The sequence below is a fragment of the Aeromonas sp. 604176 genome (genome assembly GCF_049170755.1).
GTDB lineage: Bacteria > Pseudomonadota > Gammaproteobacteria > Enterobacterales > Aeromonadaceae > Aeromonas > Aeromonas veronii_A.
In genome coordinates this window covers 14135-38402 of sequence record NZ_JAAKNE010000008.1, presented here as the reverse complement: position 1 = coordinate 38402, position 24268 = coordinate 14135, and the positions used below count along the sequence as shown (strand labels likewise).

The 24268-nt window shown below is 60.3% G+C and carries 23 protein-coding genes and 2 tRNA genes; 10 read left to right on the top strand and 15 right to left on the bottom strand.

Going from position 1 to position 24268, the window contains the following annotated elements; translation table 11 throughout:
• Nucleotides 1-58: 58 nt before the first annotated feature.
• From G5358_RS02745 to G5358_RS02735, 3 genes are all read right to left on the bottom strand, one after another.
• On the bottom strand, nt 59-652 hold the full coding sequence (locus G5358_RS02745; protein WP_421323566.1) for a DUF3306 domain-containing protein: 594 nt from the start codon (nt 650-652) through the stop codon (nt 59-61).
• Complete coding sequence (locus G5358_RS02740; protein WP_421323565.1) at nt 645-1199, bottom strand: DUF3305 domain-containing protein; 555 nt, start codon at nt 1197-1199, stop codon at nt 645-647. Before G5358_RS02740 ends, G5358_RS02745 begins: the two co-directional genes overlap by 8 nt.
• 251 nt (nt 1200-1450) lie before the next feature.
• Nucleotides 1451-2101 (bottom strand): hypothetical protein, encoded by a 651-nt coding sequence (locus G5358_RS02735; protein ID WP_421323564.1) that lies wholly within the window; start codon nt 2099-2101, stop codon nt 1451-1453.
• 269 nt (nt 2102-2370) lie between these two features.
• Between G5358_RS02735 and G5358_RS02730 the strand changes: the two genes are divergently transcribed.
• Together G5358_RS02730 and G5358_RS02725 are read left to right on the top strand one after the other, a co-directional pair.
• Nucleotides 2371-3228 (top strand): formate dehydrogenase accessory sulfurtransferase FdhD, encoded by an 858-nt coding sequence (locus tag G5358_RS02730; protein ID WP_421323563.1) that lies wholly within the window; start codon nt 2371-2373, stop codon nt 3226-3228.
• A 15-nt stretch (nt 3229-3243) separates the two neighbouring features.
• Nucleotides 3244-4110, top strand: a complete 867-nt coding sequence (locus G5358_RS02725) for a helix-turn-helix transcriptional regulator (RefSeq protein WP_013723539.1) — start codon at nt 3244-3246, stop codon at nt 4108-4110.
• An 80-nt stretch (nt 4111-4190) separates the two neighbouring features.
• Here G5358_RS02725 and G5358_RS02720 read toward each other — a convergent pair whose 3' ends face one another.
• Nucleotides 4191-6269, bottom strand: a complete 2079-nt coding sequence (locus tag G5358_RS02720; protein WP_421323562.1) for a sensor histidine kinase — start codon at nt 6267-6269, stop codon at nt 4191-4193.
• Nucleotides 6270-6294: 25 nt separating this feature from the next.
• A complete protein-coding gene (locus tag G5358_RS02715; protein ID WP_421323561.1) occupies nt 6295-7650 on the bottom strand; it encodes a sigma-54-dependent transcriptional regulator in 1356 nt (451 codons plus the stop codon).
• Nucleotides 7651-7901: 251 nt separating this feature from the next.
• Between G5358_RS02715 and G5358_RS02710 the strand changes: the two genes are divergently transcribed.
• The 6 genes from G5358_RS02710 (at nt 7902) to G5358_RS02685 (ending at nt 13737) form a co-directional block, all read left to right on the top strand.
• Nucleotides 7902-8744, top strand: coding sequence for a substrate-binding domain-containing protein (locus G5358_RS02710; RefSeq protein WP_421323560.1), 843 nt, complete (start codon nt 7902-7904; stop codon nt 8742-8744).
• Between the two features lie 64 nt (nt 8745-8808).
• Nucleotides 8809-9510: an ABC transporter permease gene (locus G5358_RS02705; protein WP_005347674.1), complete on the top strand. Its 702-nt coding sequence runs from the start codon at nt 8809-8811 to the stop codon at nt 9508-9510.
• A 34-nt stretch (nt 9511-9544) separates the two neighbouring features.
• On the top strand, nt 9545-10240 hold the full coding sequence (locus G5358_RS02700) for an energy-coupling factor ABC transporter ATP-binding protein (protein WP_201907221.1): 696 nt from the start codon (nt 9545-9547) through the stop codon (nt 10238-10240).
• Entirely contained in the window at nt 10212-10856 is a 645-nt protein-coding gene (gene mobA, locus G5358_RS02695) for a molybdenum cofactor guanylyltransferase MobA (protein ID WP_111900511.1), read from the top strand. Before G5358_RS02700 ends, mobA begins: the two co-directional genes overlap by 29 nt.
• Nucleotides 10853-12616, top strand: a complete 1764-nt coding sequence (locus G5358_RS02690) for a bifunctional molybdopterin-guanine dinucleotide biosynthesis adaptor protein MobB/molybdopterin molybdotransferase MoeA (RefSeq protein WP_421323559.1) — start codon at nt 10853-10855, stop codon at nt 12614-12616. The genes mobA and G5358_RS02690 overlap by 4 nt, the downstream gene beginning before the upstream one ends.
• 62 nt (nt 12617-12678) lie before the next feature.
• Nucleotides 12679-13737 carry an FUSC family protein gene (locus G5358_RS02685; protein WP_042082535.1) on the top strand — a complete coding sequence of 353 codons (1059 nt, stop codon included), beginning with the start codon at nt 12679-12681 and terminating at the stop codon, nt 13735-13737.
• 58 nt (nt 13738-13795) lie between these two features.
• On the opposite strand, the gene G5358_RS02680 is transcribed toward G5358_RS02685, so the two are convergent.
• The 8 genes from G5358_RS02680 to G5358_RS02645 form a co-directional block, all read right to left on the bottom strand.
• Nucleotides 13796-14350, bottom strand: a complete 555-nt coding sequence (locus G5358_RS02680) for a DUF3332 domain-containing protein (RefSeq protein WP_421323558.1) — start codon at nt 14348-14350, stop codon at nt 13796-13798.
• 180 nt (nt 14351-14530) lie between these two features.
• Nucleotides 14531-15832 (bottom strand): methyl-accepting chemotaxis protein, encoded by a 1302-nt coding sequence (locus G5358_RS02675; RefSeq protein WP_421323557.1) that lies wholly within the window; start codon nt 15830-15832, stop codon nt 14531-14533.
• 90 nt (nt 15833-15922) lie between these two features.
• The gene (locus G5358_RS02670; protein WP_421323556.1) at nt 15923-16402 is read right to left on the bottom strand and encodes a GNAT family N-acetyltransferase; all 480 of its coding nucleotides are present in this window, start codon (nt 16400-16402) and stop codon (nt 15923-15925) included.
• A gap of 97 nt (nt 16403-16499) precedes the next feature.
• On the bottom strand, nt 16500-16943 hold the full coding sequence (locus G5358_RS02665) for a DoxX family protein (protein WP_005362129.1): 444 nt from the start codon (nt 16941-16943) through the stop codon (nt 16500-16502).
• On the bottom strand, nt 16940-17692 hold the full coding sequence (locus G5358_RS02660) for a putative DNA-binding domain-containing protein (RefSeq protein ID WP_421323555.1): 753 nt from the start codon (nt 17690-17692) through the stop codon (nt 16940-16942). Before G5358_RS02660 ends, G5358_RS02665 begins: the two co-directional genes overlap by 4 nt.
• Nucleotides 17685-18533: a DUF692 domain-containing protein gene (locus tag G5358_RS02655; RefSeq protein WP_421323554.1), complete on the bottom strand. Its 849-nt coding sequence runs from the start codon at nt 18531-18533 to the stop codon at nt 17685-17687. Before G5358_RS02655 ends, G5358_RS02660 begins: the two co-directional genes overlap by 8 nt.
• A gap of 72 nt (nt 18534-18605) precedes the next feature.
• The gene (locus G5358_RS02650; RefSeq protein WP_005334862.1) at nt 18606-18869 is read right to left on the bottom strand and encodes a DUF2282 domain-containing protein; all 264 of its coding nucleotides are present in this window, start codon (nt 18867-18869) and stop codon (nt 18606-18608) included.
• A 429-nt stretch (nt 18870-19298) separates the two neighbouring features.
• A complete protein-coding gene (locus G5358_RS02645) occupies nt 19299-19499 on the bottom strand; it encodes a YbfA family protein (protein WP_005334863.1) in 201 nt (66 codons plus the stop codon).
• A gap of 212 nt (nt 19500-19711) precedes the next feature.
• On the opposite strand from G5358_RS02645, the gene G5358_RS02640 reads away from it, so the two are divergent.
• Nucleotides 19712-20005: a hypothetical protein gene (locus G5358_RS02640; RefSeq protein WP_005347702.1), complete on the top strand. Its 294-nt coding sequence runs from the start codon at nt 19712-19714 to the stop codon at nt 20003-20005.
• Between the two features lie 48 nt (nt 20006-20053).
• Here the strand turns inward: G5358_RS02640 and G5358_RS02635 are convergent.
• Together G5358_RS02635 and G5358_RS02630 are read right to left on the bottom strand one after the other, a co-directional pair.
• Nucleotides 20054-20127 (bottom strand) — tRNA-Cys (locus tag G5358_RS02635).
• 57 nt (nt 20128-20184) lie between these two features.
• Nucleotides 20185-20260 (bottom strand) — tRNA-Gly (locus G5358_RS02630).
• A gap of 249 nt (nt 20261-20509) precedes the next feature.
• Between G5358_RS02630 and G5358_RS02625 the strand changes: the two genes are divergently transcribed.
• Nucleotides 20510-23947 (top strand): ATP-binding protein, encoded by a 3438-nt coding sequence (locus tag G5358_RS02625; protein WP_421245051.1) that lies wholly within the window; start codon nt 20510-20512, stop codon nt 23945-23947.
• The last annotated feature ends 321 nt before the right edge of the window (nt 23948-24268 follow it).

The following is a 24268-nucleotide window of genomic DNA, read 5'->3' as shown; positions in this document are numbered from 1 at the left end:
AAGCCGAGAGAGCAAGAGGCGAGCCAACTCCCCCGGAAAAAAAGTGACTGACAGGGAGTCAGGATCCTGAGGGTTCCATTCCACCACCTTTGGTTGGGACATTTTGTCCACCAGAGTAAACCAAAATGTCCCGATCGTCGGTGTGGGTTTGAGAATGGTTATCAGCCAGCTCGTCGGCGGCAGGCTCGCTGGCAAGCGCCACCGGTTCAGCGGATCCGCTGGCCGGATTGGCCGATTCGCTGTCAGGGGCAGTCACCTGATCCACCAGCCAGTTGCGCAGCCCGGCGGTCAGGGCCGCAGGCAGCAATTCGGGCTGGCTGAAATCCTGGGTGTAGTCGTCGAGCCCATCCGGTTTATGGCTGCGAAACATGGCCCGCAGCGCCTCCTTGTCGGGGAGTTTGGCCTTGCGCTGCGGGGCTGTTGTTAGCGGCGGTTCGCCACTCTCGGCCCCTTCAAAGGCAAGGGGGTCACAGCTCCCCTTGTCAGTGCTGACTACGGGGCTATCCAGCGCGACATCTGGAGTTTCAGTCTCGCCACTGCCTTCGATGGGGGCGGAAACCGCCTCGGGGATAACCTCTTCCCTTGGCTGCAATGCCTGATGCTTGCGCGCCTCACTCTTGCGAGATGACCAGCGTTTGAGGAACTCACTCATGGGCGCGATTTCCACTGTCACAACCACGCTCGCGGCCATCGGGGCCGGTGGCTTTAACGGCGCCACAGCTGGCTTGATCCTGGCTATCGACACCCAGCTGATCCTGCGCCCGCCCCTTGCCCTTTTTGCCCTTGCGACGGGCCTCCAGCAGCTCGCCGTGGCGGCCGATAAAGGCCTCCACCCAGGCTTGCAGCGCCTCGGGCAGCGGGCAGGAGAGCACCTGCCGCTCGCCATCCATATAGGCGGCGGCCACGGTCTGGCTCAGGGTCAGCCCATCGGCCACAAAGCCACTATCCACGCGGCTTCCGGTCACAAAGAGGCGGGGCGAGCCGGAGCTCAAATTGAAGCGATAATCCCCCCGCTCGTCGCGAAACAGGGTAAGGGGCAAGGCACCGGCTGCCTCAGGTTCGGCGGGGTGGAGCGCCGCAATCTCGAAACGGCGGCTCTGCCAGCGGCCAACCTGGCTGTCGATGGCCTTTAACTCCAGTTGCAGCCAGCGCTGCGGGGGCAAGGTATTGGTGGTGTCTTGCACTGTCACGGCTCCCATCAGAAGGTCTCTGCCGGGCCGCCCTCCCCCGTGATCCACCCCGTTCGGGGCGGATCAGGGCAGGAGTTTTATGGCGGCCACGGCCATCAATGGGATAAGACTTAGCAAGAGTGGGGCCAAGGCAGGTTTGGTGGTGGATGGAGGCTTTAATGCGGGTTGGCCTGTCATGCGGAGTATGGGTTGGCGCGGGCGTAGGTTGGTGCAGAGCGCAACGAAGCCCAACATACGGTGTTATATGTTGAGTTATGAACTCATTTTTTTCGCAACATTTCGTATAAAGCTTGCCTTTCTTCAGAACAAAATTCGTGGTCTGGCTGAGGATCATCGCTATCGATTGGGCGCCTAGCAATTCGTGCCACTTTGGGAAACCAAGATGTAATACCGGAATTGGTTTTCACAGTCATAATATAATCATCACGAGTAAGTGTTAAATTCGCAAATTCCTTTTTATGTCCACCTACAACATCCCACGCAATAACATTGGCTTCATTCCCTGAAATACTTCCACGCAGCAATATATAGTTAAATACTGGTATTGACTGACAAATTCCATGTGTAGCAATAGTGCCATCAATCTGGCCATTTTTGGCCCTAATAGTAATCTGCAAATCTACCTCTGATAAATTCATATCAGCTATATCGACCATACCTTCAGGAAAGGCCGACCAATGCCCTGTCCATTGCTCATCCTCTTTAACCCAAGATTGAAATTGATCTGACGTTTTTTGGATTTCAGAAGGTATAACTCTCATATTTTGAAGTAGTGTTGGCCCTTGAATTAATACTGCAGATACAGACGCACTAGTTAATGCAGCAACAACCCATACCCGTTTGTACCAAGGCTCCTTTTTCTCATTTTCTATTGACAATCGACCATTTCTAATTCTTCTTTTTATTGACATTTACCCTCCTGAATTTATAGTCTTTAGTCCAAAAAACTAAATCACTCACTCGACATTGAGCAAATCAACATGAATGGCGCTATTTAATTTATCATAAATCCCCAGACCAGTGATGCTTTAAATACACAGTTCTACTAAAACTCTAATTTCTCAACTTGCGATCTCAATATAGAATCTTATTTTTCGAGATTACGTCACATCAATAATATCTGGAACAAAACTTGCTGTATCCCTCCCCTTAGATCCCGGCAACCGGTCGCGAGGGGCCCATGACACCGACCTTTATCAAAAGCAATGCTGCCGCCCAGCTCACCATGGCCGTCGAGGTGATGGATGAGCAAGGCACGCTGCAAACCCGCCAAATCGCCTGTGAGCGGCCACTGACGGTCTACCTCAACTGGAAGGAGATAGTAACCCTGATGACGCTGGGGGCCCGCCCCGAGGCGCTGGTGCTGGGTTATCTGAAAAATCAGGGCTTTATCGAGGATATCTCGGCCATCGAGTCGGTGATCGTCGACTGGGATAGCGAGGCCGCCGCCGTGGTGAGCAGCCAGCAGGCCGACGATCTCGACAAATCGCTGGAGAAGAAGACGGTCACCTCAGGCTGCGGTCAGGGCACCATGTATGGCAGCGTGATGAAGAAGCTCGAAGGGGTGGTCTTGGCGGCGCCCGAGCTTAAACAGAGCACCCTCTACGCCCTGCTGAAAGCCCTGTCGGCCCATAACGAAACCTACAAGATGGCCGGTGCCGTGCATGGCTGCGCCATCTGTCGCGGCGCAGAGATCCTCTCCTTTGTCGAGGATGTGGGGCGCCACAATGCGGTGGATACTCTAGCGGGCGAGCTCTGGATGCGCGGCGAGGCTGGCCACGACAAGATCTTCTACACCACCGGGCGGCTCACCTCGGAGATGGTGATCAAGGTGGCGCAGATGGGCATTCCGGTGCTGCTGTCGCGCTCCGGCGTCACCCAGATGGGGCTGGATCTCGCCCGCCAGCTCGGCATCACCATGATTGCCCGCGCCAAGGGGCGCCATTTCGAGGTATTCAGCGGCCACGACCATATGGTGCTGGACGAGAAGCCGCCGGTGCTGGCGCCCAGTCCGGCCGGTCGCGGGATGCGGGACTAAGCCATGAATGAGTTTATGAACGTCAAGCAGGTGGCGGAATACCTCGATCTCAACGAGAAGAAGGTCTACCAGCTCGCCAACGAGGCGCGCATCCCCGCCACCAAGGCGACCGGAAAGTGGCTGTTTCCCCGCTCCCTGCTCGACCGCTGGCTGCTCGGCAGTTGCCACGAGGGGGTGATGAACGACCGGCTGCTGCTGGCAGGCTCGGACGACGTGCTGCTGCACTACGCCAGCAGCCGCTTGGCGCAGCAGCTCGGCACCCAGGCACTGGTGGGCTACACCCCGTGCGGCACCCGTCAGGGGCTGGCGATGCTGGCGCGCGGCCATGTGGATCTCTGCGCCATCCACTGGGGGCAGGCCGAGGAGGCGCACCTGCGCCACCCGGCGCTGGTGCAGCAGTATCAGGGCCACCGGCAATGGGTGATCGTTCATGGATTTCGCCGGGTGCAGGGGCTGGTGCTGCGCCAGGGGTTGCAACCCAAGGAGGCGAAAGAGGCGCTCGACTGGCGCTGGGCCATGCGTCAGGAAGGCGCCGGCAGCCAGCGCGCCCTGCAGGAGTGGCTGCAAACCCAGGGGGAGTCGCTGACCCGGCTGGAACGCACCCTTGAGGTCAACAGCGAGCGGGAGCTGGCTGCCGCCATCAGCCGTGGCGATGCGGATGTCGGGCCCGGCGCCCAGAGCACCGCCACCGAGTTTGGCCTCGGCTTTATGCCCTTGTCGCAGGAGTGCTTCGATCTGGTGATGCCGCAGGGGGTCTTCTTTCGTACCCTGCTGCAACAGCTGATCGGCTGGCTGCAATCCCCAGAGGGGCGCGAGCTGGCGGCCCGCCTCGGCGGCTATGACCTGACCCAAAGCGGCAAGCTGGTGTGGAGTCCGCAGTAAATAACCACTCACCCACCGACAAAACAGCCCGCCAACCATGTTGACGGGCTGTTTTTATAACGGGCCTTTTTATAACAGCCTCAATCGCTTGTCTCACGCCCCTCGGCATTGAGCGCAATGCGCCACCCTTCCAGTTTCGCGGGCTCGCTGCCGCTGGGCAGCAGGGCGTGGCTGCGCAGCCGCACGGTAAAGCAGCTCCCCTGCCCCGGGGTGGAGTCCACCAAGAGCTCCCCACCCCAGCGACTGATGATGCGGTGGCTCAGGGCCAGACCCAGCCCGGTGCCGGTAGCGCGGGTGGTGAAGAAGGGGTCGAAGATCTTGTCGATAATCGCCGCTTCGATGCCGCTGCCGTTATCGATCACCCGCACCTCGGCCCCGCGCAACTGACCCAGTTCATCGACCCAGTCGCGGCTCTCGACCCGGATCTCCCCCTGCTCCCCCAGCGCGTGACTGGCATTGACCAGGAGGTTGATCAGCACCTGCAACAGCTGCTGGCGATCCGCCTCGATGGGCTGCAGGGCCCTGAGATCGGCCACCAGCTCCACCTGCTGCTGGCGCAGGGCGGAACGCACCAGAGTCAGGCTCTCCTCAATGATGGGGTTGAGGTGCTGCCACACCGGCGCGGTCTCGTAATCGCCAGGGCGAGAGTATTGCAGCAAGCTGCGGGTGATGGCACGAATGCGCTCGATCTGGGCCAGCACCAGCGCCAGCTCTTCGCGCACCGGCTCGGCCGCTTCCCCCAGCTCCAGCTTCATCAGCTCCACATTGCCGAGGATCACCGCCAGCGGGTTGTTGATCTCGTGGGCCACACCGGCCGAAAGCTCGCCAAGGGCCGCCAGCTTCTCGCTGATCAGCAACTGCTGGCGCGCCTCGGTCAGCATATGGATATGATCTTCCAGCTCGGCAGTCTTGAGCTCGAGGCTTTGGGTACGCTCGGCCACCTTCTGCTCCAGTTCGTCGGCGCTGCGAGCCATCTGCTGCTGGTGCGCTTCTTGCCTGTCCAGCATGGCGTCAAACTGGCGACCGAGTTGGGCCAGCTCGTGATCGGGGTCGAGGGCCAGCGGGCCGATGCGGGCCGACTCCCCGGCCTGCACCTGCCGCACCACCTTGTGCATCCGCTCGATGGGGGTGAAGAGATCCCGCGCGCCGCGATAGACCAGCAGGCCGGAGAGCAGCAACAGCAGCACTACGCCGGAGCCCAGCTCCACCAGATTGGTGAGGTAGGTGCGGATGATGGGCCACTCGAGAAAGCCGACATAGAGCATGCCGAGCCGTTCGCCCCTGGCCCCCAGCAGCGGCTCGTAGCCAGAGACATACCAGGCGTCGTGGACGAAAGCGCGGTCTATCCAGATATCCCCCTGCCCCAGCACCTGTTCGCGCACCGGGGGCGAGACCCGGGTGCCCACCGCCCGGCCAACCTGACGCCTGCTGCTGACCGGCACATTGGTGCTCACCCGCAGATCATCGAGAAACAGGGTGACCGTACCTATGCTCCCCTCTGGCAGGGTGTTTTTGGCAAACACCTGACCCTTGATCTCATCCACCAGCCGGGTGCTGCCGTTAATCAGCTCCCCCCCCTCCAGCACTGCCCAAAGGGATCCGTCGCGCCCCATCACAGGCGTCAATGACAGACTGATCAGCCCCCGGCTCTCCACCGCTTTGGTGCCATCCCGCTGCCACAGCACGGCTCGCTTGGCCAGTTGCGGGGAGAGGGCGAGCATCTCCTGCTGCGACCAGACCACGAAGTGACTGACGCTGCGTCCGGCATTCAGGGTCGTCAGCTCCTGCGCCGTCAGAGCCTGAAGCTCGGCGCCGCTACGCAGGCGCAGAAAATCGAGACCATAGTTGGCAGCCAGCGGCATCACCCACTCGTCCAGCCGGGTTGGTGACTCACGCAGCCGCAGCTGAAAAGCCCAGGCATCCCGAAGATGTTCGAGGTGCTCGGCCTGACGCTGCTGCTGCACGCTGACCGCATGATGGGCGACGCCAAGGTCGCTGCGCACCGTGGTGAGCAGGTTCTGCCAGCTGTAGGTGAGGGTCCAGTAGAGGGTGAGCGCAATCATGCCCACCAGGGTGAGCATGATGGGTACCGAGGTGAGCAACAGCAGGCGCCAGCGCACTTTGGTTCGCACGCAGCGGGGGAGCAGAGTCAGTTTCATCGCCACCCCATCCGATCACCCTTTATCATTCGATGGCCCACTCCTTGAACTTGCGATCCAGCGTCTTGCGCGCCACCCCGAGCACCCGGGAAGCGGCCGACTTGTTGCCATCGTGATTCGCCACCACTTGCAGGATGTGGGCCTTCTCCACCTCCGCCAGCGGCCACGCCAGCGGATAACCCTCCTCGCTCGTCCCCTGTTCGGCAGGCTTGCTGCTCTGCCAGTAATCCGCCGGGGGCTTGCCCAGCAGCAGGCAGCGCTCGATGAGGTTGCGCAGCTCCCGCACGTTGCCGGGCCAGGGGTAGGCCTGCATCGCCACCACATCCTCGTGGGTCCAGCTCAAGGAACCCATCCCCATCTCGGCGGTGAGCTGGCGGGTGAAGTGGTGTACCAGCGCGGGGATATCGTCGATCCGCTCCCGCAACGGGGCGACCGGCAGCGCCACCACGTTGAGGCGATAGAAGAGATCTTCGCGAAAGCGGCCCGCCTCCACCTCTTCCTTGAGGTTGCGGTTGGTGGCGGCGACGATGCGCACATCCACCGCCAATTCGCGCTCGGCACCGACCGGGCGGATGGCCTTCTGCTCCAGTGCCCGCAGCAGGGAGGCCTGCATGGCGAGCGGCATCTCGCCGATCTCGTCGAGAAACAGGGTGCCCTGATGGGCGACCCGAAACAGGCCGTCACGCCCCTTGCGGGCGCCGGTAAAGGCCCCCTGCACATGGCCGAACAGCTCGCTTTCCAGCAGCTCCGGCGCGATGGAGGCGCAGTTGAGGGGCACAAAGGCCCCCATCCGGCCAGAGAGTTGATGCAGGGCGCGGGCCACCAGCTCCTTGCCGGTGCCGGACTCCCCCTCCACCAGCACGGCGGCGTTGGAGGGAGCCACTCTGGCGATGAGCGTCTTGAGCTCGCGGGTCTTGGCACTGTCGCCGATCAGGGTGGGCGGGAAGAGCTTGCTCACCTCCCGGCGCAGCAGCAGGTTCTCCCGCTCCATCTGGCGGCGCTCGATGACTCTGTCCACCGCCTGCACCATTTGATCGAGGTTGAAGGGCTTGAGGATAAAGTCGCTGGCGCCGAGGCGCAGCGCCTTGAGGGCGGTCTCCATATCGCCAAAACCGGTCATGAAGATGATGTCGCTGCGGCGGGTGGCCGGGTCGATAGCCTCGTGCCACTCGATACCGGAGCGTCCCGGCATCCGGATATCGGCGATGATGAGATCGAAGTGAAGGCGGCAGCGCAAGGCTTCCGCCTCCTCCACACTGGCGGCTGTCTCTATCTGGGCGAAACGCTTGGCCAGCGCCTTGGCCAGAAAACTGCGCATGCCGGGCTCATCGTCAACGATAAGCAGGGAGAGGGCAGACCAGAGACCGGGAGAGGCTGTCATGGAAAAAAGTACCTCGAATACAGGTAAGGTCGAAGAATGTCCCGATAACCGGAACCTTTGTGGGACATTTTGTCCTTCCCGCAGCAAAATCACCAACACCAATTATTAAAAGCGATAACCGGCTCACCTAATTGCCACCATTAAATAACTGTTTTTTAAGGGCAAAGAGCTAATCTCTGTTATCAGAATCAGTTTGGCACCCCGCTTGCTTGGTCGTTTCCTCTCTCACCGACCCTGAAAGTTGCATCACGATGACGATTAAAACCAGCCTCAAACGTTTTGCCCTCTCCCTCGCCGCCAGCCTGCTGATCGCCGGTGCGGCCCACGCCGAAGCGGATACTAATGCCACAAAAGCGCCGATCCGCCTCGCCACCACCACCAGCACCGAGCAGTCCGGTCTGCTGGGCTGGCTGCTGCCCCAGTTCACCAAAGAGACCGGTTATCCGGTGCAGGTGATGGCGGCCGGTACCGGCCAGAGCCTGAAGATGGGCGAAAACGGCGACGCGGATCTGGTGATGACCCACGCACCGTCTGCCGAGAAGAAGTTCGTTGATGCGGGCTTTGGCATCGAGCCGGTGCACCTGATGTACAACGACTTCGTTATCGTCGGCCCGGCGAACGATCCGGCGGGTCTCGGCAAACTGCACGACGCGTCCAAGGGGCTGCAAGCCATCAAGGAGCAGGGCCAGATCTTTATCTCCCGCGGTGACGAGTCCGGCACCCACATCAAGGAGAAGACCCTGTGGCAGGCGGCTGACGTCAAACCCGAGTTTGCCGGTTACAAGTCCATCGGCCAGGGGATGGGGCCGACCCTGACCATGGCCTCGGAGCTCGGTGCCTACACCCTGACCGACCGCGGCACCTGGCTCGCCTACCAGAGCAAGCTGGATCTCGCCGTGCTGCTGGAGGGTGACAAGCGCCTGTTCAACCCCTATCAGGTGATCCTGGTCAACCCCAACCGCTACCCGGATCTCAACACCGAAGGGGCCCGCACCCTGAAGAACTGGCTGGTCTCCGAGCATGGCCAGAAGCTGATCGGTGACTTCAAGGTGGCGGGTCAGGCGCTGTTTGTAGCGGATGCCAACGGGAAATAATGGCAACCCTGACCCCTGCGATGACCTTGCTGGCCCTCCCCCGGTTCGCTGAGGGAGGCGCCTGATGCCGACCCTGCTCGACACTACGTTGGCTGCCCTCGCCCTGCTGTTCAGTGGTGACACTGAACTGTGGCAGGTGGTGGGGGTCTCCTTCTCCGTCTCCTGCATCGCTCTGCTGCTGGTGCTGCTGCCCGCCTTGCTGCTGGGCTTTGCGCTGGCCTATCTGCCGCTGCCCGGCCGCTGGCTCTGGCTCTCCTGCATCAATACCCTGCAATCGGTGCCGACCGTGGTGATTGGCCTCTTGCTCTACATGCTGCTGTCGCGGGCCGGCCCTTTTGGCGACTGGAAGCTGCTCTTTACCCAGCAGGCGATGGTGGTGGGGCAGATGCTGATCGCCTTTCCGGTGATCGCCACCATGGCTCACGCGGCGTTTGTCCAGAGCGACCGGCGTGCCTGGGAGACCGCCCTGACCCTGGGGGTCTCCTGGCCCAAGGCGCTTATCGGCCTGATGCACGAGTGCCGCTTTGGCCTGCTGGCCGCCATCATCGGCGCCTTTAGCCGCATCGTCACCGAGGTGGGCTGCTCCATGATGGTGGGGGGCAATATCCTGCACTTCACCCGCAATATCCCCACCGCCATCGCGCTGGAGACCCAGAAAGGGGCCTTCACCCAGGGGGTGGCGCTCGGCATAGTGCTGCTTACCCTCGCCCTCTTGCTCAACCTGCTGCTGACGGCCTGTCGCGGCCACAGCTATCTGAAGAACTGACCATGCCCCCACTGTGTATCAACAGGAGTACCCCATGGCCCTGACCGCCCACCAGCTGACGATGCGCTTTGGCGAGCGCCAGCTGTTCGAGATTGACCGGCTCGCCATCGCCCCGGGGGATGCCATCTGGCTGCATGGAGCCAACGGGGTGGGCAAGACCACCTTGCTCAAGATCATGGCGGGGCTGCTGGCACCCACACGCGGCCACACCAATCTGCCGGGGCGCTGGCAACAGCGGCTCAACCGGTTGCTCAAGCGGGATCTGGGGCCGGGCCGGGTTACCTATCTGCACCAGACTCCCTATCTGTTCGATCGCACGGTGCACGATAACGTGGCCTGGGCGCTGGATAAACAACTCGGCAGCGAGATCCGGGTGTTCGAGGCGCTGCGCCGGGTCGAGCTGGAGGGGCTGGCGCGGGAGCACATCAGCATTTTGTCCGGTGGCGAACGGCAACGTCTGGCGATGGCCCGAGCCTGGGCACTGCAACCGGCCTTTCTGCTGATGGATGAGCCCACCGCCAATCTCGACACACATTCGGTTGCCCTGATGGCCGCATTGGCGCAAGATCTGCGGGAACATGGCAGCGGCTTGGTCGTCATCAGCCACCAGAGCAACGCCCTGACCGACCTGTGCGAGCGGCAATGGACCCTCGCCCGTGGCCAGCTGCAAGAGACGACCCCTTTAAAAATCATCGAGCGACATGACTTCAAAAAGCGACAGCCACTCTGATCCCGTTGCCGTATCAGCAGTGATCCTGGCAGGAGGCCGCGCCACCCGGATGGGGGGCGAAGACAAGGGATGGGTAGCACTGGCGGGACGCCCTCTTATCGACCACGTTCTGGCACGGCTGCGCCCCCAGGTGGATGAGGTACTGATCAACGCCAACCGCAGTCAGGCCCGCTATCAGGCGCTAGCCCCGGTCATCAGCGATGACAACAACGACTATCTCGGCCCGCTGGCGGGCATGCAGGCAGGTCTTGCTGCCGCCCGTCACGACTGGGTGCTGTTTGTCCCCTGCGATGGCCCCGCCCTGCCGCTGGATCTGATGAGCCGCTTTCGCGCCGCCCTGACCCCGGATACCGAGCTGGTAGTGGCCCACGATGGCGACTGGCTGCAACCCGTGGTGGCCCTGCTGCACAAATCCCTGCTCCCCTCCCTCACCGCCGCGCTGGCAGAGGGTGAGCGCAAAATCGATATCTGGTTTGCCCGCCACAATATGGCGGTGGTGAGCTTTGCCGATCAGCCGGATGCCTTTATCAATCTCAACAGCCCTGCCGAACTGGCCGCCTACGAGGCCCGTCTGCTTGCCCCGGCTATCGACCCCCAACAAGGAGTCACCTCATGACCCCGGCCCCCACTCTTCCCCTGCTCGGCTTCGCCGCCTGGAGCGGCACCGGCAAGACCACCTTGCTGGAGCAGTTGATCCCCCTGCTGGTGGATCGTGGCCTGCGCATCGGGGTGCTCAAGCACGCCCACCACGACTTTGATATCGACCAGCCGGGCAAAGACAGCTATCGCCTGCGCAAGGCGGGTGCCAAGCAGATGATGGTCGCCTCCCGTCGTCGTCATGCCCGTATCATTGAGACGGAACTGGCCGAAGCCGACTTTCGCCAGCTGCTGGCAAGCTTTGATCAGAGTGAACTCGACCTGCTGCTGGTAGAGGGGTTCAAGCACGAACACTTCCCGAAAATCGAGCTGCACCGCGCCGAAATTGGCAAGCCGCTGCTCTTCCCCGAAGACGGCGACATCATCGCGCTGGCCAGCGATCAGCCCCAACAGAGTGGCGAACAACAGCAGACAAGCCTGCCCCGACTCGATATCAACGATCTGGCGGCTATCGCCGACTTCGTCTGCCGCTGGCTTGACGGCTGCCAGAGCAAGGAGCCGGAGGCGGGCAAGGGCTTTCTCTCGGTCGAGGCGGCCCGCAATGCCATTCTGGCGGCCCTCACCCCGAGCACGGCCTGCAGCGACAAACCGCTGGCCCAATGCCACGGCGCCGTGCTGGCCGCCGATCTGATAAGCCCCATCAATGTGCCCCCCCATGCCAACTCGGCGATGGATGGTGTTGGCCTTCGTGGCGACGATCTCGCCGCCGGTCGCTGGCAACTGGTGGGAGAAGTGCTGGCGGGCCAGCAGCGCCACGAGCCTGTGCTGGCCGGTCAGGCGGTGCAGATCATGACCGGCGCTCCGCTGCCCCCCGGGGTGGATACCGTGGTGATGCGGGAAGAGACGCATATTGAAGGTGAGTGGGTCACGGTCACCGCACCGATCCGCGCAGGGCAGAATGTGCGCCTGGCCGGCGAAGATCTCGCCAAGGGCGCGGTCGCCATCCCGGCCGGGACCTGGCTGGGCGCCCCCCAGCTGGGGCTGGCGGCATCGCTCGGTCAGGCCGGTCTCACGGTGCGCACCCCGCTGAAAGTGGCGCTGTTCAGTACCGGCGACGAGGTGCAGGCGCCGGGCGAGCAGCTCGCCCCCGGCCATATCTTCGACAGCAACCGCTTCACCCTGATGGCCCTTATCCGCGCCGCCGGTTGCGAGGTGATGGACCTTGGCATCATTCCCGATGACAAGACCATTCTGCGCCAGCAGCTTGAGCAGGCCGCCGCCAGCGCCGATCTGGTGCTGAGCTCGGGTGGGGTCTCGGTGGGCAACGCCGACTTTATCAAGCTGGTGCTGGCTGAGCTTGGCCAGATCGATTTCTGGCGCATCCAGATGCGACCGGGCCGCCCGCTCGCCTTTGGCAAGCTGGGGCAGACCCCCTTCTTCGGCCTACCCGGCAATCCGGTAGCCGCCATGGTCTGCTTCCTGCAATTTGTCGAGCCTGCCATCGCCCGCTTGCAAGGCAAGCGGTGGCAGCCGCTGCGCCTCTCGGCGCTGGCGGACGAGAAGATGAAGAGCCGCCCGGGGCGCACCGAGTTTCTGCGCGGCATCTTCTATCAGGACCGTAACGGCCAGCTGCGGGTGCGCACCACAGGGCCACAGGGCTCCGGCATTCTCAGCTCCATGGCCGATGCCAACTGTCTGATTGAAATCGTACCGGATCAACCCGGGATCGCCGTTGGCGAGCGGGTCTGGATCCACCCCCTGCAGGGACGACTGGCCTAAATCCCGACGGGGCGTCGGCCGGATGCACGCCGCCCCGTCACCCACCTGACAGGAGGCAGACTGTGCGTCTTGATGCCCCCCTCTCCCGACTCGATCTGCTGGTCTATGGCCGCTACCGGATCGTCCATGGCCTGCGCATTGCGCTCGCCTTTATGCTCACCTTTCTGCTGACCCGCGAGCTGAAACTGCCGGAGAGCACCTGGCCGCTGATAACCTTGGTGGTGGTGATGGGCCCCATCTCGTTTTGGGGCAATGTGCTCTCCCGCGCCCTGCAGCGGGTGGTGGGCACCATCTTCGGCGCCAGTTGCGGGGTGGTGGCGCTCTATCTCGAGATCTACTCCCTGCCACTCACCCTGATCTGGTGCGGGTGCATCATGTTCCTCTGCGGCTATCTGGCCCTCGGCAAGCGCCCCTATGTGGGGCTGCTGATCGGCATCACCCTGGGAGTCACCATGGGGGCCATGCCGGGGGACATAGAGACGGCGCTGTGGCGCAGTGCCGACGTGATACTGGGCTCCCTGCTGGCGCTGCTCTTTTGCAGCATCTACCCCCAGCGGGCCTACAGCCACTGGCGGCTGCAACTGCACCAGATCCTGCAGCAGTCGGGGCGGCTCTATCACACCCACCTCTCCCCCAATGTGCTGGAGCGCCCTCGCCTCAAGCACAATCTCTCCCAGTTGCTGGCACAGACCGGCAAACTGCGGGCCCTGCTGGCCCCGGCGGCCAAGGAGACGCGCCACAGCGTCGCCCTGTTTGATGCGGTGCAGGTCACCATGCGCAACACCCTCTGCACTCTTGAGATGCTGGCCAACACCTACTGGAACGATCGGGAGAGCCACTTCCTGATGCAGAGCACGGCTGCGCTGCAAGCCTGCCATCTGGCCACCGAGGAGGCGATCAACCAGCTTGCCCTGATGATGCAAACCGGTGACGGGCGTGGCGCGGATGCCGCCATCGCCCGCCTGCACGAGGTGGCGACCCAGGTATCGCTCCCGCCCAACGCAGAGGCAGCCATCAATGGCTACCTCTGGCTCAACGTCCAGCTGACCGAGCAGCTCACCCACCTGCGCCGCCTGCTGGGGCTGATCCTCACCCCACCCCATCGCAAGCAGCCCGAGTAGGCCCAATGTAAAACGCCCCGCTGTTGCGGGGCGTTCCTGTCGGCATAGGCACTGATGATCAGGCCGCCGTGCGGGCGTTCTCGCTCATCTGCTCCAGCTCCGCACGGCTCAGGGTAGAGACAAAGCGGCCATCGAAGTAGATATCCATCAACTCGCCACGCTTCTCGCCACGCATCATGCTGCGGCGGCCATCCAGATAGTGCACCTCCATCTGGGCGGTATGCTCGTCCGGGTAGCTGATCTCCACCTCGCGCACCCCTTGCGGCAGCATGGCCAGCGGCACCGTCTTGAGGGCCGGATCCAGGTGCTGGTTCACCTTGATCACCGGATTGGCCTTCATGTCCACCACTGCCGGGGATTTGCCGGTGATGGGGTTCTTGCCAGACCAGAACTCGATGGTATTGAAAATGAACAGGTCAGCGGTCGCGGCCAGACCGTAGACAGGGGAAAGCAGCATAAAGACACCGGCCCGGCCGTAGCGGTTATCCACCACGCTCAGGTTGCCCTTGGTGACCATGCCGGAAAGCCCCATCTGCCCCATACAGCCGCCCAGACCCATGCTCGCGACCATAACCAGCAGGGCCATTGCCCGCCCCTTCTGTTGTAATGCCATCTTGTTCTGTTCCTGCTCTGAAATAAATGAGGCGGCAAGCCTAATCAAGGGGCCAGAAGAGGACAATTCACAATGGCGGGACGATACAGGAGGGGTTCAGATTGGCATATCAAGTGCGCAATAAATAAGCACCGATGGGATTGTCATCCGATCGGTGCCTCATTCAACAATCAATAAACGTCAGGAGCCGATGGCCAGATTGGAGACTGTCTCGGTCACATTGATGGCGCCTTGCTCGATCTGTGACATCACGCCACTCACCTCGCCGATCTGCTCCTTGCCACGCTGGGCACTGGTGGCCACCTCATTGATGTTGCCGGTGATCTGGGCCGTCAGTTCGCGGTTTTTCTGAACCACGCTGGCGATCTCGCCGGTCGAGAGGGAGGTGCGCGCAGCCAGCTGACGTACCTCGTCGGCCACCACCGCAAAGCCGCGTCCCTGATCGCCGGCCCGGGCGGCCTCGATGGCTGCGTTAAGGGCCAGCAGATTGGTCTGCTCGGCAATACTGCTGATGGTCGAGACGATAGCTTCAATGCTTTTCGACTGCTCATTGAGCTGGCCAATCAGGCCGGAAGTGCGACTCACCTGTTCGGAAATGGCGCTGGAGATGGCAACCGATGCCGCCAGCAGTTCAGACCCGGTTTCGGCAAAGCGGGTGGTCTCCTGCGAAATGGTCTGGGCTATGTTGGCCGCCTCGCTCACTGCCTGGGCGCGCTTGATCCGCTCTGTCACCTCACTGGCAAACTTGATCACCTTGACCACCTTGCCGCTCTCATCCTTGATGGGGTTGTAGGTAGCCTCCAGCCAGATCTCGTTACCGTGGCTGTCACGGCGACTGAACAGCCCCGACTTGAGCTGGCCGTGGGCCAGATCGTCCCAGAAGTGGGGTTGCTCGCGATAGAAGCTCTCATCGCAAAACAGCCTGTGATGCTGCCCCTTGAGCTGCGAAAGGGAGTAACCGACGCAGGAGAGGAAATTCTGATTGGCCGTCACAATCTCCCCCTTGGGGGTGAACTCGATAATGGCGAGCGCCCGATCGAGTGCCGAGATGATCGCTTTCTGACGACTCAACTGCTGATAACTCTCGGTGATATCGGAGGCTATCTTGACGACCCTGACCACCTTGCCCTCAACCTTGACCGGGAAGTAGGTAGCCTCCAGCCACAACTCCCTGCCATGTTTGTCAATGCGCTGGTAGATGCCACTGTGGGAATGCCCCTGACGCAACTGTTCCCAAAACTGGGCATAGGAGGATGACTGGGCGTAGTGGGCATCACAAAAGATCCGGTGGTGTTTACCAATCACCTCCTGCTCGCTATAGCCCACCACACTCAGAAACAGCGGGTTCGCCTGGAGGATCTCGCCGCTTGGAGTGAAACTGATGGTAGCGACACCGACTTTTACTGCATCAATAAATGCCTGGGCCTGGGCCAACTGCATTTGACACGCTTGTAATTCCGCTTTGAGTTTGAAGTTGAACATCTTGCCCTGCCCCTCTGTTACTTGGTTACAACTACGTCACATCTGCATGAACTTTAGACGAGAAACCATAGAGATAACGGGGCCCATCGATTAAGGTGCCAGGTCCCACTCCAGATAGGCTGGATTGGCGACAAAGCCGATCCGCTCATAGAGAGGGCGCCCCTGCTCGCTGGCATGGAGCCACACCTTGCCCAGCTGACGCGATCTGGCGAAGGCTGTAATGGTATCGAGCAGCGCCGTGGCGATCCCCTGCTGGCGCCATTGTGGCCGCGTATACATGTTGAGCAGATACCCCTTCATCCCCGCCAGATTGCCGGGATAGGGTGGCCGTTCAAACAGTGCCAGCGTCCCTGCCGCCACGATCTGTTTGCCGCCCTCCTGCGTATCGGCTTCGGCCAGCCAGGATAGAGCCCTCTCTTCACTCATCGCCTGGGTAAAGTAGTCAAGGGTGGCCTGCCACAATGCCGGGTCTGCCTGCGGCGTCACCAGCTCACCGACCTCACAAAACAGCTCCATGCGCAGCGCCACCATTGCGGGAATATCTGCGGCCCTTGCCTGACGAATAATCATTGGCTGCTCCTTTTCTCTCATGGGAAATTTCGCCGGCCGTCATTATGACAAAGAGCGCCTTGTGGCGCTCTTTGTCATTGGGGAAATCACTGATAAATCAATGGCTGCGACGTGTCAGCCAGTGATCCAGGCTCAGCACACCGCCGCCCCAGATGGTCAGGGTTAGCAGCATCCAGCCCCACAGCTGGTGATCGTAAAAACCGCCCGCCCAGAGGGTCGGGTAGGAGATAACCGCCATGATATTGAAGCCAAACAGCAGCAAGGCGGCCGGGCGAGTAAAAAGCCCCGCCAGCAGGAAAAGCGGCAGCAGCAGCTCGGTCGCCGTACCCAGATAGGCAGCCCACAACCAGGGCAACAGGGGCACCTGATACTCGGATTCAAACAGATAGAGGGTTGAATCCCACGCCGTCAGCTTGAGCCAGCCTGAAGTGATAAAGACCGAGGCGACCCACAGCCGCGCCAGCAACAGCACACCGGCGCTGCTCCAGCGCGGCAAATCACCACTCGAGCTGGCCAGCGCCAGCCATTTGTTTGCCATCATGGCATTACCTCCATATCCACCAGCAGGCCAAGGGTTATCAGGCGAGTGAGATGTTCACTGGCCGCAGGGTCTGCCGCCAGCAGCTCGACCAGCGCCGTACCAGCGAGACAACCCTGTAGCAGCGCCCACTCACCAGCCGTCAGGGGCAAGGGGGCAACCCGGCAATCCGGCTGTTTCTTCAATGCCAACCAGACGGGGGCATCAAGCACCTCCACCGCTTCACCACCGTGCAGCGCCATCTGCCACAGGGCCAGCACCGGATAGTCGCTGGCAACCAGCAGCAGATCCGTGGCTGGCAACAGTCGCAGCCGCTCCCATTGTTGCGGCGATAATCCGGCCAGACGATCGGCTGGCCAGCAGCGAGATTCCAGCTGCAGCAGACTGGCACGCTCAAGCTGCCACTCGAACTGAGCCAGCGCCTCCAGCCAAGGCAATCCGGTAGTGGTTGGCAAGCGGGCAAGCCATTGGCCAAACCCGGCGCCATAGTGCATAACGCTCCCTTCCCTGAGGGGCTCGGCCAATACGAAGCCACGGGCCGCCGCTGCAAAAAAGTCATCCCCGACCATGGCCATAACGGCGGGATAACTGCTCGCCAGCACTTCGCCAAGGCTAAGGATGAAGTGGTTGCGATAGACCTGCAGCACCGATTCGGCAGGAAAGAGCCGGGAGCTGATGTGAGGGGCAATGGCGTCAGGCTCCCCCAGCAGGCTGTCAGCAAAGTGCCGTTGCAGCTGTGCCAGTTCAGCCATGGGCCACCTCCCGTGGCGCACTTATGGGATGCGCCTCATCCAGAATGGCACTGGCCTGTGTTGCCTCTGCCAGCAAAACCGGCAACGGCGGGATCTCGAGATCCCACTCAATCAGGGTGGGAATGGCCTGCTTGCGGCAGATCTGGCGATAGAGTTCCCAGACCGGCTCCACCACAGGGGCGCTGTGGGTATCGATATAGAGGGAGCCTTCCGGCAGTTGCTTCTCGGTATAACCGGCCAGATGGATCTCCCCGACGGTGGCGAGATCGATCGCCGCCAGATACTCATCGCAAGAGAAACCGTGATTGAAGGCACTGACATAGAGATTGTTGAGGTCGAGCAGGATGCCGCACTCGCTGCGCTGCTGCAGCTCGGCCAGAAATTCCCACTCGCTCATCTCCCCGGGCAGTTGCAGATAGGAGGAGGGATTTTCAATCAACATGCGGCAACCCAGGGTCTGTTGTACCTGCTGGATCTTGTCGCTCATGTTGCGCAGGGAGGCGCGGGTATAGGGCACCGGCAGCAGATCGTTGAAGTAACGCCCACCAATGCTGCCCCAGCTGAGATGTTCGGAGATCCGTACCGGTTTGATCGCCGCGGCCAGTGTCGACAACTGCTGCAGATGGTGCGGATCGAGCGGGTCGGCAGAACCGAGGGACATGCCAACGCCGTGAAGACTGACGGGGTAGTGTTGCGCCAGTTCGGCGAGCACCTGAAAACCCTGGCTGTGCCGTTCGAAGTAATTTTCACTGTGCACCTCCAGCCAACCGACTGCCGGCAGGGTTTGCCGGATCTCATCGTAATGGGGAGTGCGTAATCCGATACCAATCAAAGGGTTCATCGCAAGACTCGCTTTCGCCAATCAGAGAAGATGCAGGGGGCGACCCATTGGCCATCCCCTGCCCGATGTCTCTTACTTGGGTTGCAGCGAACCGCCGACCAGCTTCTCGCACAGCCCTTTGGGCATCACCACAAAGGCATCACCCTGAGCATCTTCCTTGGCAGTACCGGCGCAGGAGCTGCTCTTGGTCGCACAGTCATTCTTGCTGGCCTTGACCACGCCGTAGCACTTCTCCTTTTCATCGGCAGCCATGGCTGGTGCCGCGATAAATTGGGCGCCCAGCGCCAGCAGACCGGTCATGGCGGAGGCAATAGCGGTGCTTTTTTTAACATTCATGTTCATGTTCCTTTTGATGTCGTTGGATATTGCTGATATCCCCGATTTGTCGCAACCGGGTACCTGCAATAGAACCGGCAAACGGGATATTCCCTTTCAAAAAAACACAAAAAGAGTTAAAAAGCCCAAAGACAAACTCTCAATCAATTGATTTTAAACAGCTATTTCATCATTTAAAATTTCTCGACGACCACCCATTAATGAACAAGAAAAGTGCCATATGGTGCTTTCATCCCGTTAATCTTCTTCACTGCTTCCATCAAAAGAGATGCGTCAGACATAAAAAAGCGCCGCCAGCAGGGCTGAATGCAACTTTAAAGAAACAAGAAATAAACAATCTGAGTGGTATTGGGAGCCAGAAGTTGCGGCAAGCAGATAAAAAAAGAGACAGCTTTGGCTGTCTCTTTTTGCACATGGTGCGAATGGGGTTTAATAGAAGATCCGCTCGCCACGCTCGCTCATTTTGAGCCACACCGGTTTGGTGCTGGTTTTGTTCCAGATCCGGTGCAGATAGCTGTAGAAGCGGGCGCGATCGCTGCGAAACAGCATCACGGGGAAAGCCAGAATGCCCACCAGCAATACATAAATGCGACGAAGAATAATCTGAGTCAGGGAAAAGGGATGAAACATGATGTAACTCCTTACTGGTAAGACCACTGAGCAAAGATTACCCCACTCCATGTAGGATTACTACATCACCAACGCATTTTTTTATAAAAAAATGGTGAAAAACGGGAAATACTGAAAACGGGTTACGTCATTAACCAACAGTTAACAAACTTGCGAAAATCGTGCGCTTTGCCACAGTTATCAGGGGAAAAACATGCAGTAGGGAGACACGCATGAAACTGCCGGAAGTGGCACTGCTGGTGCTGATGGTTGCCCTGACACGGGCACAACTGGAGGAGTGGCAACTGAATCGGGAAGATGCCATTGTGCTGGCTGAACGGGGCGTGCCCACCGTCAGCCTGTGGCAATGCGGCACACTGAAGCAACGGATTGCGGATCTCAACCAGCACAGTGCCGAGGTGCAGTTTCAATATCGGGGGCAAAACATGGCGGATGTGAGCCACTATCTCGAGCGCGAGTGGAAACAGGCTGGCTGCGAACAGTTACTGGTACAGCAAGGATACTGACCAAGGCTCAGACTCGAAGAGTGATGATTGAGATAAATAGAGAAAAGATGGAGGCACGTTCCGGAGTCGAACCGGACTAAACGGATTTGCAATCCGCTGCATAACCGCTTTGCTAACGCGCCATGCTGACAAGACTGATAGTCTTGAAAGTGAGTTCCATCGTTGGTGTGATGGAAAATTGGAGCGGGAAACGAGACTCGAACTCGCGACCCCGACCTTGGCAAGGTCGTGCTCTACCAACTGAGCTATTCCCGCGTTACTGCTTTCGTGCCAGTTGCCTGACAACGAGGCGCATTATACGTACCACGAGCGCCAGCACAACCCCTTTTTCGCAATTTAAGCCCTGATGCAAACTGTTTGCTCAGGGTTTAAACGCCTTGCTGCATTTTTCTCCAGCCAGCTGTGACCCACCAAGCGAATTTGGGATAAAGTCGTTGAAATGATTACGCTTTCGTTCGAGACTTGAGCGGCTTAATAACCGGATTCTCAATTGAAAATCACAAGATGAAATGGATCTTCACGCTTCGTGGGCTCAGGCCGCAGTTAATGCTGGCTTTTTTCATGTTGGGCATGGTGCCCTTTTTGGTCATCACCCTCTTCTTCCTATACAGCCACGGCAAGGATCTCACCACCCAGACCTCCAACCATCTGGTCTCCGTTCGTAATATCAAGAAGAGTCAGCTCGAGGATTACTTCAACAACCTCAAAGAGCAGATCATCAACTTCTCCCAGCAGGATTTTGCCGGCAACAGTATCGGCCGTTTCTATGGCTTTACCGGCGCCTTCGAGAAGCTGGGTACCACGCCGCAGGAGGCCCGCAGCCGCGCCCAGGCCCGCTATCTGCCCGGCTCCTGGGATCAACTGCGCAAACCGGACAGCCAAGTAGAGATCGAACCCTCCATCACGGCGCTTATCCTCGCCGACGAGATGTATGGCCGGGTGCACCAGCGCTTTCATCGCGGCTATGCCGACATGGTGCGCAAGTCCAACTACAGCGACATCTTTCTGGTGGACCTCAACGGCGATGTGGTCTATTCGGTCACCAAGCACCCTAACTTTGCCACCAATCTGCTCTCCGGCCCCTATCAGGGCAGTGGCTTGGGCCAGACCTTTGCCAAGATCAAACGCCGCCTCGATGGTGGCCAGAAACCACAGCAGATCTTCGAGTTCACCGATTTTGGCCGCAACGAGCTGACCGGGCAGGTGGTCGCCTACATGGCAGCCCCCGTGATGCAATACGACTATGTGCGCGGGGTGGTGATTTTCGAGCTATTGCCGGACAAGCTCAACCAGATCATGGCGGAGCGGGAGGGGCTGGGCGAGACCGGCGAAACCATACTGATCGGCCCGGACAAGCGGATGCGCGCCGATGCCTGGCTGGCACCACAGTTCAGCGTCGAGAACAGCTTCAGCCCCAATTTCCGGCCGCTGCAAACGCCCCTCATCACCAAGACTCTCTCCGGCGAGCAGGGGGTCGGGCTGTTCCACTCCTATCAGGATGACGAGGTGCTGGCTGCCTACACCCAGGTGAAGGTGTTCGATACCGAGTGGGCCTTTATCGCCGAGATCTCCACCCGGGAAGCCTATGCCCCGATCCGCCAGCTGGAAACCCTGGTGATTGTGCTGGGTGCAGGCTCGGTGCTGCTGCTGATCCTCTTCTCCCGCTGGCTCTCCCACTCCATCACGGCGCCGCTGCGATCCCTGACCGAAGCAGCCGAGCAGGTGGCCGACGGCGCGCTGGATCACCCCATCGCCATCGAGCGCACCGGCGATGATATCGACCGGCTGGCCGAAGCGTTTCGCCATATGCAGCGCTCGGTGAAGGACAAGATCGAACTGATCGAACAGCAGACCCAGGAGCTGCAACAGCAGGTCAAACTGACCCACAAGCAGAACCTTAGCCTGCAGCAAGCGGACAAACTCAAGGATGAACTGCTGGCCAACACCTCCCACGAGCTGCGTACCCCCATTCACGGCATCAAGGGGATGGCCGAGTCCATGCTCGCCAGCCAGCAGGATTTGACCGAAGGGCAGCAAAAACAGCTCGGCCTCATCATCAAGAGCGCCGACGGCCTGGCCCGTCTGGTTGACGATCTGCTGGACTACCACCAGATGCGCTACGGCCAGCTGGAGATCCACTCACAACCCGTCTCATCAAAAGGGGTGATCCGGCTGGTGCTGGATCTCTGCCAGCATCTTGTGCAGGCCAAACCCCTCACTCTGGTGGATATCAGCCCGGCCGAACTGCCGCCGGTGCTGGCCGACGAGCAGCGGCTCGAACAGGTGCTCTACAACCTGGTGGGTAACGCCATCAAGTACACGCCGCAGGGCAAGGTGGTGCTCAGTGCCATCGTCGAGAACAACTTCCTGCGCATCAAGGTCACGGATACCGGCATCGGCATCGCCCCCGATCATCTGGAACACATCTTCGAGCCGCTGGTGCAGATGAGCCCGGAGGTAAGCAAGCAGGGGGCAGGCCTTGGCCTCTCCATCACCCGCCAGCTGGTGCACCTGATGGGGGGCGAGCTGTTTGTCGAGAGCGAGCCGAGCGTTGGCTCTACCTTCGCCTTTACCCTGCCCCTTGCCACCGGCAAAGCGGCCAATCTGACTCTCGACAGCCGCCAGATCGAGCATCAGCTGGTGCGCCAGCAACCTCTGATCCTGCCGGACTGGGAGAGCGACGATCTGCCCCCTCCCCCCGAGGGTGCGCCGCTCATTCTGGTGGTGGATGACGAGCCCATCAACCTGCACATCCTGCGCCATCTGCTGCAGCCCTGCGGCTACCGCATCCTGCCCAGCAGTGACGGCCACGATGCGCTGGCCAAGCTGGCCGAGGAGCAGGTGGACCTCATCCTGCTCGATGTGATGATGCCGACCCTTTCCGGTTTTGACGTCTGCCGTCGCCTGCGCCAGCAACACCCGAAAGATATGCTGCCGGTGCTGCTGCTCACCGCCCTCAACCAGCCCAAGGATATCGAGGAGGGCTTCGGGGCCGGTGCCAACGACTATCTGGTCAAACCCTTCTGCAAAGAAGAGCTGTTTGCCCGGGTCAAGGCACTGCTGGAGGCCAAGGCCGGACGCGCCTCGCTGGTAGAGAACCGGCTATTGAAGCAGGAGATCGAACATCGCCTCACCCTGCAGGATCGGCTGCATCAGGATCAGCAGCGGCTGCTGGCCCTGCTCGGCGAAGGGGCCGACCCCATGATCTTTATCGACGAGCAGGGCACAGTGCTGTTTGCCTCCCGGGTACTGGCGCGCCTGCTGGGACAGGAGCCGGAAGCCATGGAGGGGCAGCCCCTCAATGAGTGGCTCGCCACTCCGCTGCAACAGCAGTGGCCCGATCTAGCCAGCGAGCGGGAACACAATCTGGAATTTCTGGTGGCCGGGCAAAAAGATGTGCTCAACGCCCGTGCCCTGCCCATCGCGCTCGGAGGACAGGCCGCTTTCGCCCTCACTCTGAGTACCGAGCTGCGTCAGGATGAGAACCGGGTAATGGCGCTGGAGAACGCCCTCAAGAACCTCTCGCGGCAAGCCATCATCGAAGATGAACAGCTGCTGGGCGAGCTGAGCCGCCTGGGCGGCGAGTTCCGTTCGCTGGCCGACGACCTTATTCGCCAGCAGGATGACGAGCCGCTGCGCCGTGCGCTGGTAGAGACCATGCAGCTCACCCTGGATGCCTGGCAGCAGGGGACCGGCAAGGGCAAAATTGTGCTGGCAGAGAAGAGCAAGCTGTGGCGGGTCTATATGGACAGATCCAGCCCGCAGACCCGTACCCTCGACAAATACCTGAGTCTGGACACCCTGCCCAAGTCGCCACGCTGGAAGACGGTGGTGGCCACCACCGAGTATGTGCTGGGCCACTGCCCACTCAATGACCACCAGCGCCAGCAGTTGCAGCACAGCGCACAGACCCTGCGTCAACTCGCCAACCGCAAACCGTGACACGGCGCCCTAAACGGGCGCCGGATCACAATTGGCAATCTGGTTTCTTTTTATGCAAAACAAAGCCCCGCCCGATCCCGAAACCGAGAGCAGATCCAATTCACAAATTTGTCATATACGCCATTTTCACAGCCACTTTTTACGCGAGAGCAAATAACGCAAACCAATGATTTTAAACACATAAAAATATATTTTGACGAGATTGACGTAACACCGTCAATTTTTACGAAAACAACGAAATCAATAGTTGTTGTTTTCCTGTTAATTCTGGTTTGCTTAGGGCGTTGGAAAACAGAACGACAAAGGTTAGACACCTGACCA

Coding starts and splice junctions, on each gene's coding strand:
- G5358_RS02745 (WP_421323566.1), bottom strand. CDS start 652: ATGAGTGAGTTCCTCAAACGCTGGTCATCTCGCAAGAGTGAGGCGCGC.
- G5358_RS02740 (WP_421323565.1), bottom strand. CDS start 1,199: ATGGGAGCCGTGACAGTGCAAGACACCACCAATACCTTGCCCCCGCAG.
- G5358_RS02735 (WP_421323564.1), bottom strand. CDS start 2,101: ATGTCAATAAAAAGAAGAATTAGAAATGGTCGATTGTCAATAGAAAAT.
- G5358_RS02730 (WP_421323563.1), top strand. CDS start 2,371: ATGACACCGACCTTTATCAAAAGCAATGCTGCCGCCCAGCTCACCATG.
- G5358_RS02725 (WP_013723539.1), top strand. CDS start 3,244: ATGAACGTCAAGCAGGTGGCGGAATACCTCGATCTCAACGAGAAGAAG.
- G5358_RS02720 (WP_421323562.1), bottom strand. CDS start 6,269: ATGAAACTGACTCTGCTCCCCCGCTGCGTGCGAACCAAAGTGCGCTGG.
- G5358_RS02715 (WP_421323561.1), bottom strand. CDS start 7,650: ATGACAGCCTCTCCCGGTCTCTGGTCTGCCCTCTCCCTGCTTATCGTT.
- G5358_RS02710 (WP_421323560.1), top strand. CDS start 7,902: ATGACGATTAAAACCAGCCTCAAACGTTTTGCCCTCTCCCTCGCCGCC.
- G5358_RS02705 (WP_005347674.1), top strand. CDS start 8,809: ATGCCGACCCTGCTCGACACTACGTTGGCTGCCCTCGCCCTGCTGTTC.
- G5358_RS02700 (WP_201907221.1), top strand. CDS start 9,545: ATGGCCCTGACCGCCCACCAGCTGACGATGCGCTTTGGCGAGCGCCAG.
- mobA (WP_111900511.1), top strand. CDS start 10,212: ATGACTTCAAAAAGCGACAGCCACTCTGATCCCGTTGCCGTATCAGCA.
- G5358_RS02690 (WP_421323559.1), top strand. CDS start 10,853: ATGACCCCGGCCCCCACTCTTCCCCTGCTCGGCTTCGCCGCCTGGAGC.
- G5358_RS02680 (WP_421323558.1), bottom strand. CDS start 14,350: ATGGCATTACAACAGAAGGGGCGGGCAATGGCCCTGCTGGTTATGGTC.
- G5358_RS02675 (WP_421323557.1), bottom strand. CDS start 15,832: ATGTTCAACTTCAAACTCAAAGCGGAATTACAAGCGTGTCAAATGCAG.
- G5358_RS02670 (WP_421323556.1), bottom strand. CDS start 16,402: ATGATTATTCGTCAGGCAAGGGCCGCAGATATTCCCGCAATGGTGGCG.
- G5358_RS02665 (WP_005362129.1), bottom strand. CDS start 16,943: ATGATGGCAAACAAATGGCTGGCGCTGGCCAGCTCGAGTGGTGATTTG.
- G5358_RS02660 (WP_421323555.1), bottom strand. CDS start 17,692: ATGGCTGAACTGGCACAGCTGCAACGGCACTTTGCTGACAGCCTGCTG.
- G5358_RS02655 (WP_421323554.1), bottom strand. CDS start 18,533: ATGAACCCTTTGATTGGTATCGGATTACGCACTCCCCATTACGATGAG.
- G5358_RS02650 (WP_005334862.1), bottom strand. CDS start 18,869: ATGAATGTTAAAAAAAGCACCGCTATTGCCTCCGCCATGACCGGTCTG.
- G5358_RS02645 (WP_005334863.1), bottom strand. CDS start 19,499: ATGTTTCATCCCTTTTCCCTGACTCAGATTATTCTTCGTCGCATTTAT.
- G5358_RS02640 (WP_005347702.1), top strand. CDS start 19,712: ATGAAACTGCCGGAAGTGGCACTGCTGGTGCTGATGGTTGCCCTGACA.
- G5358_RS02625 (WP_421245051.1), top strand. CDS start 20,510: ATGAAATGGATCTTCACGCTTCGTGGGCTCAGGCCGCAGTTAATGCTG.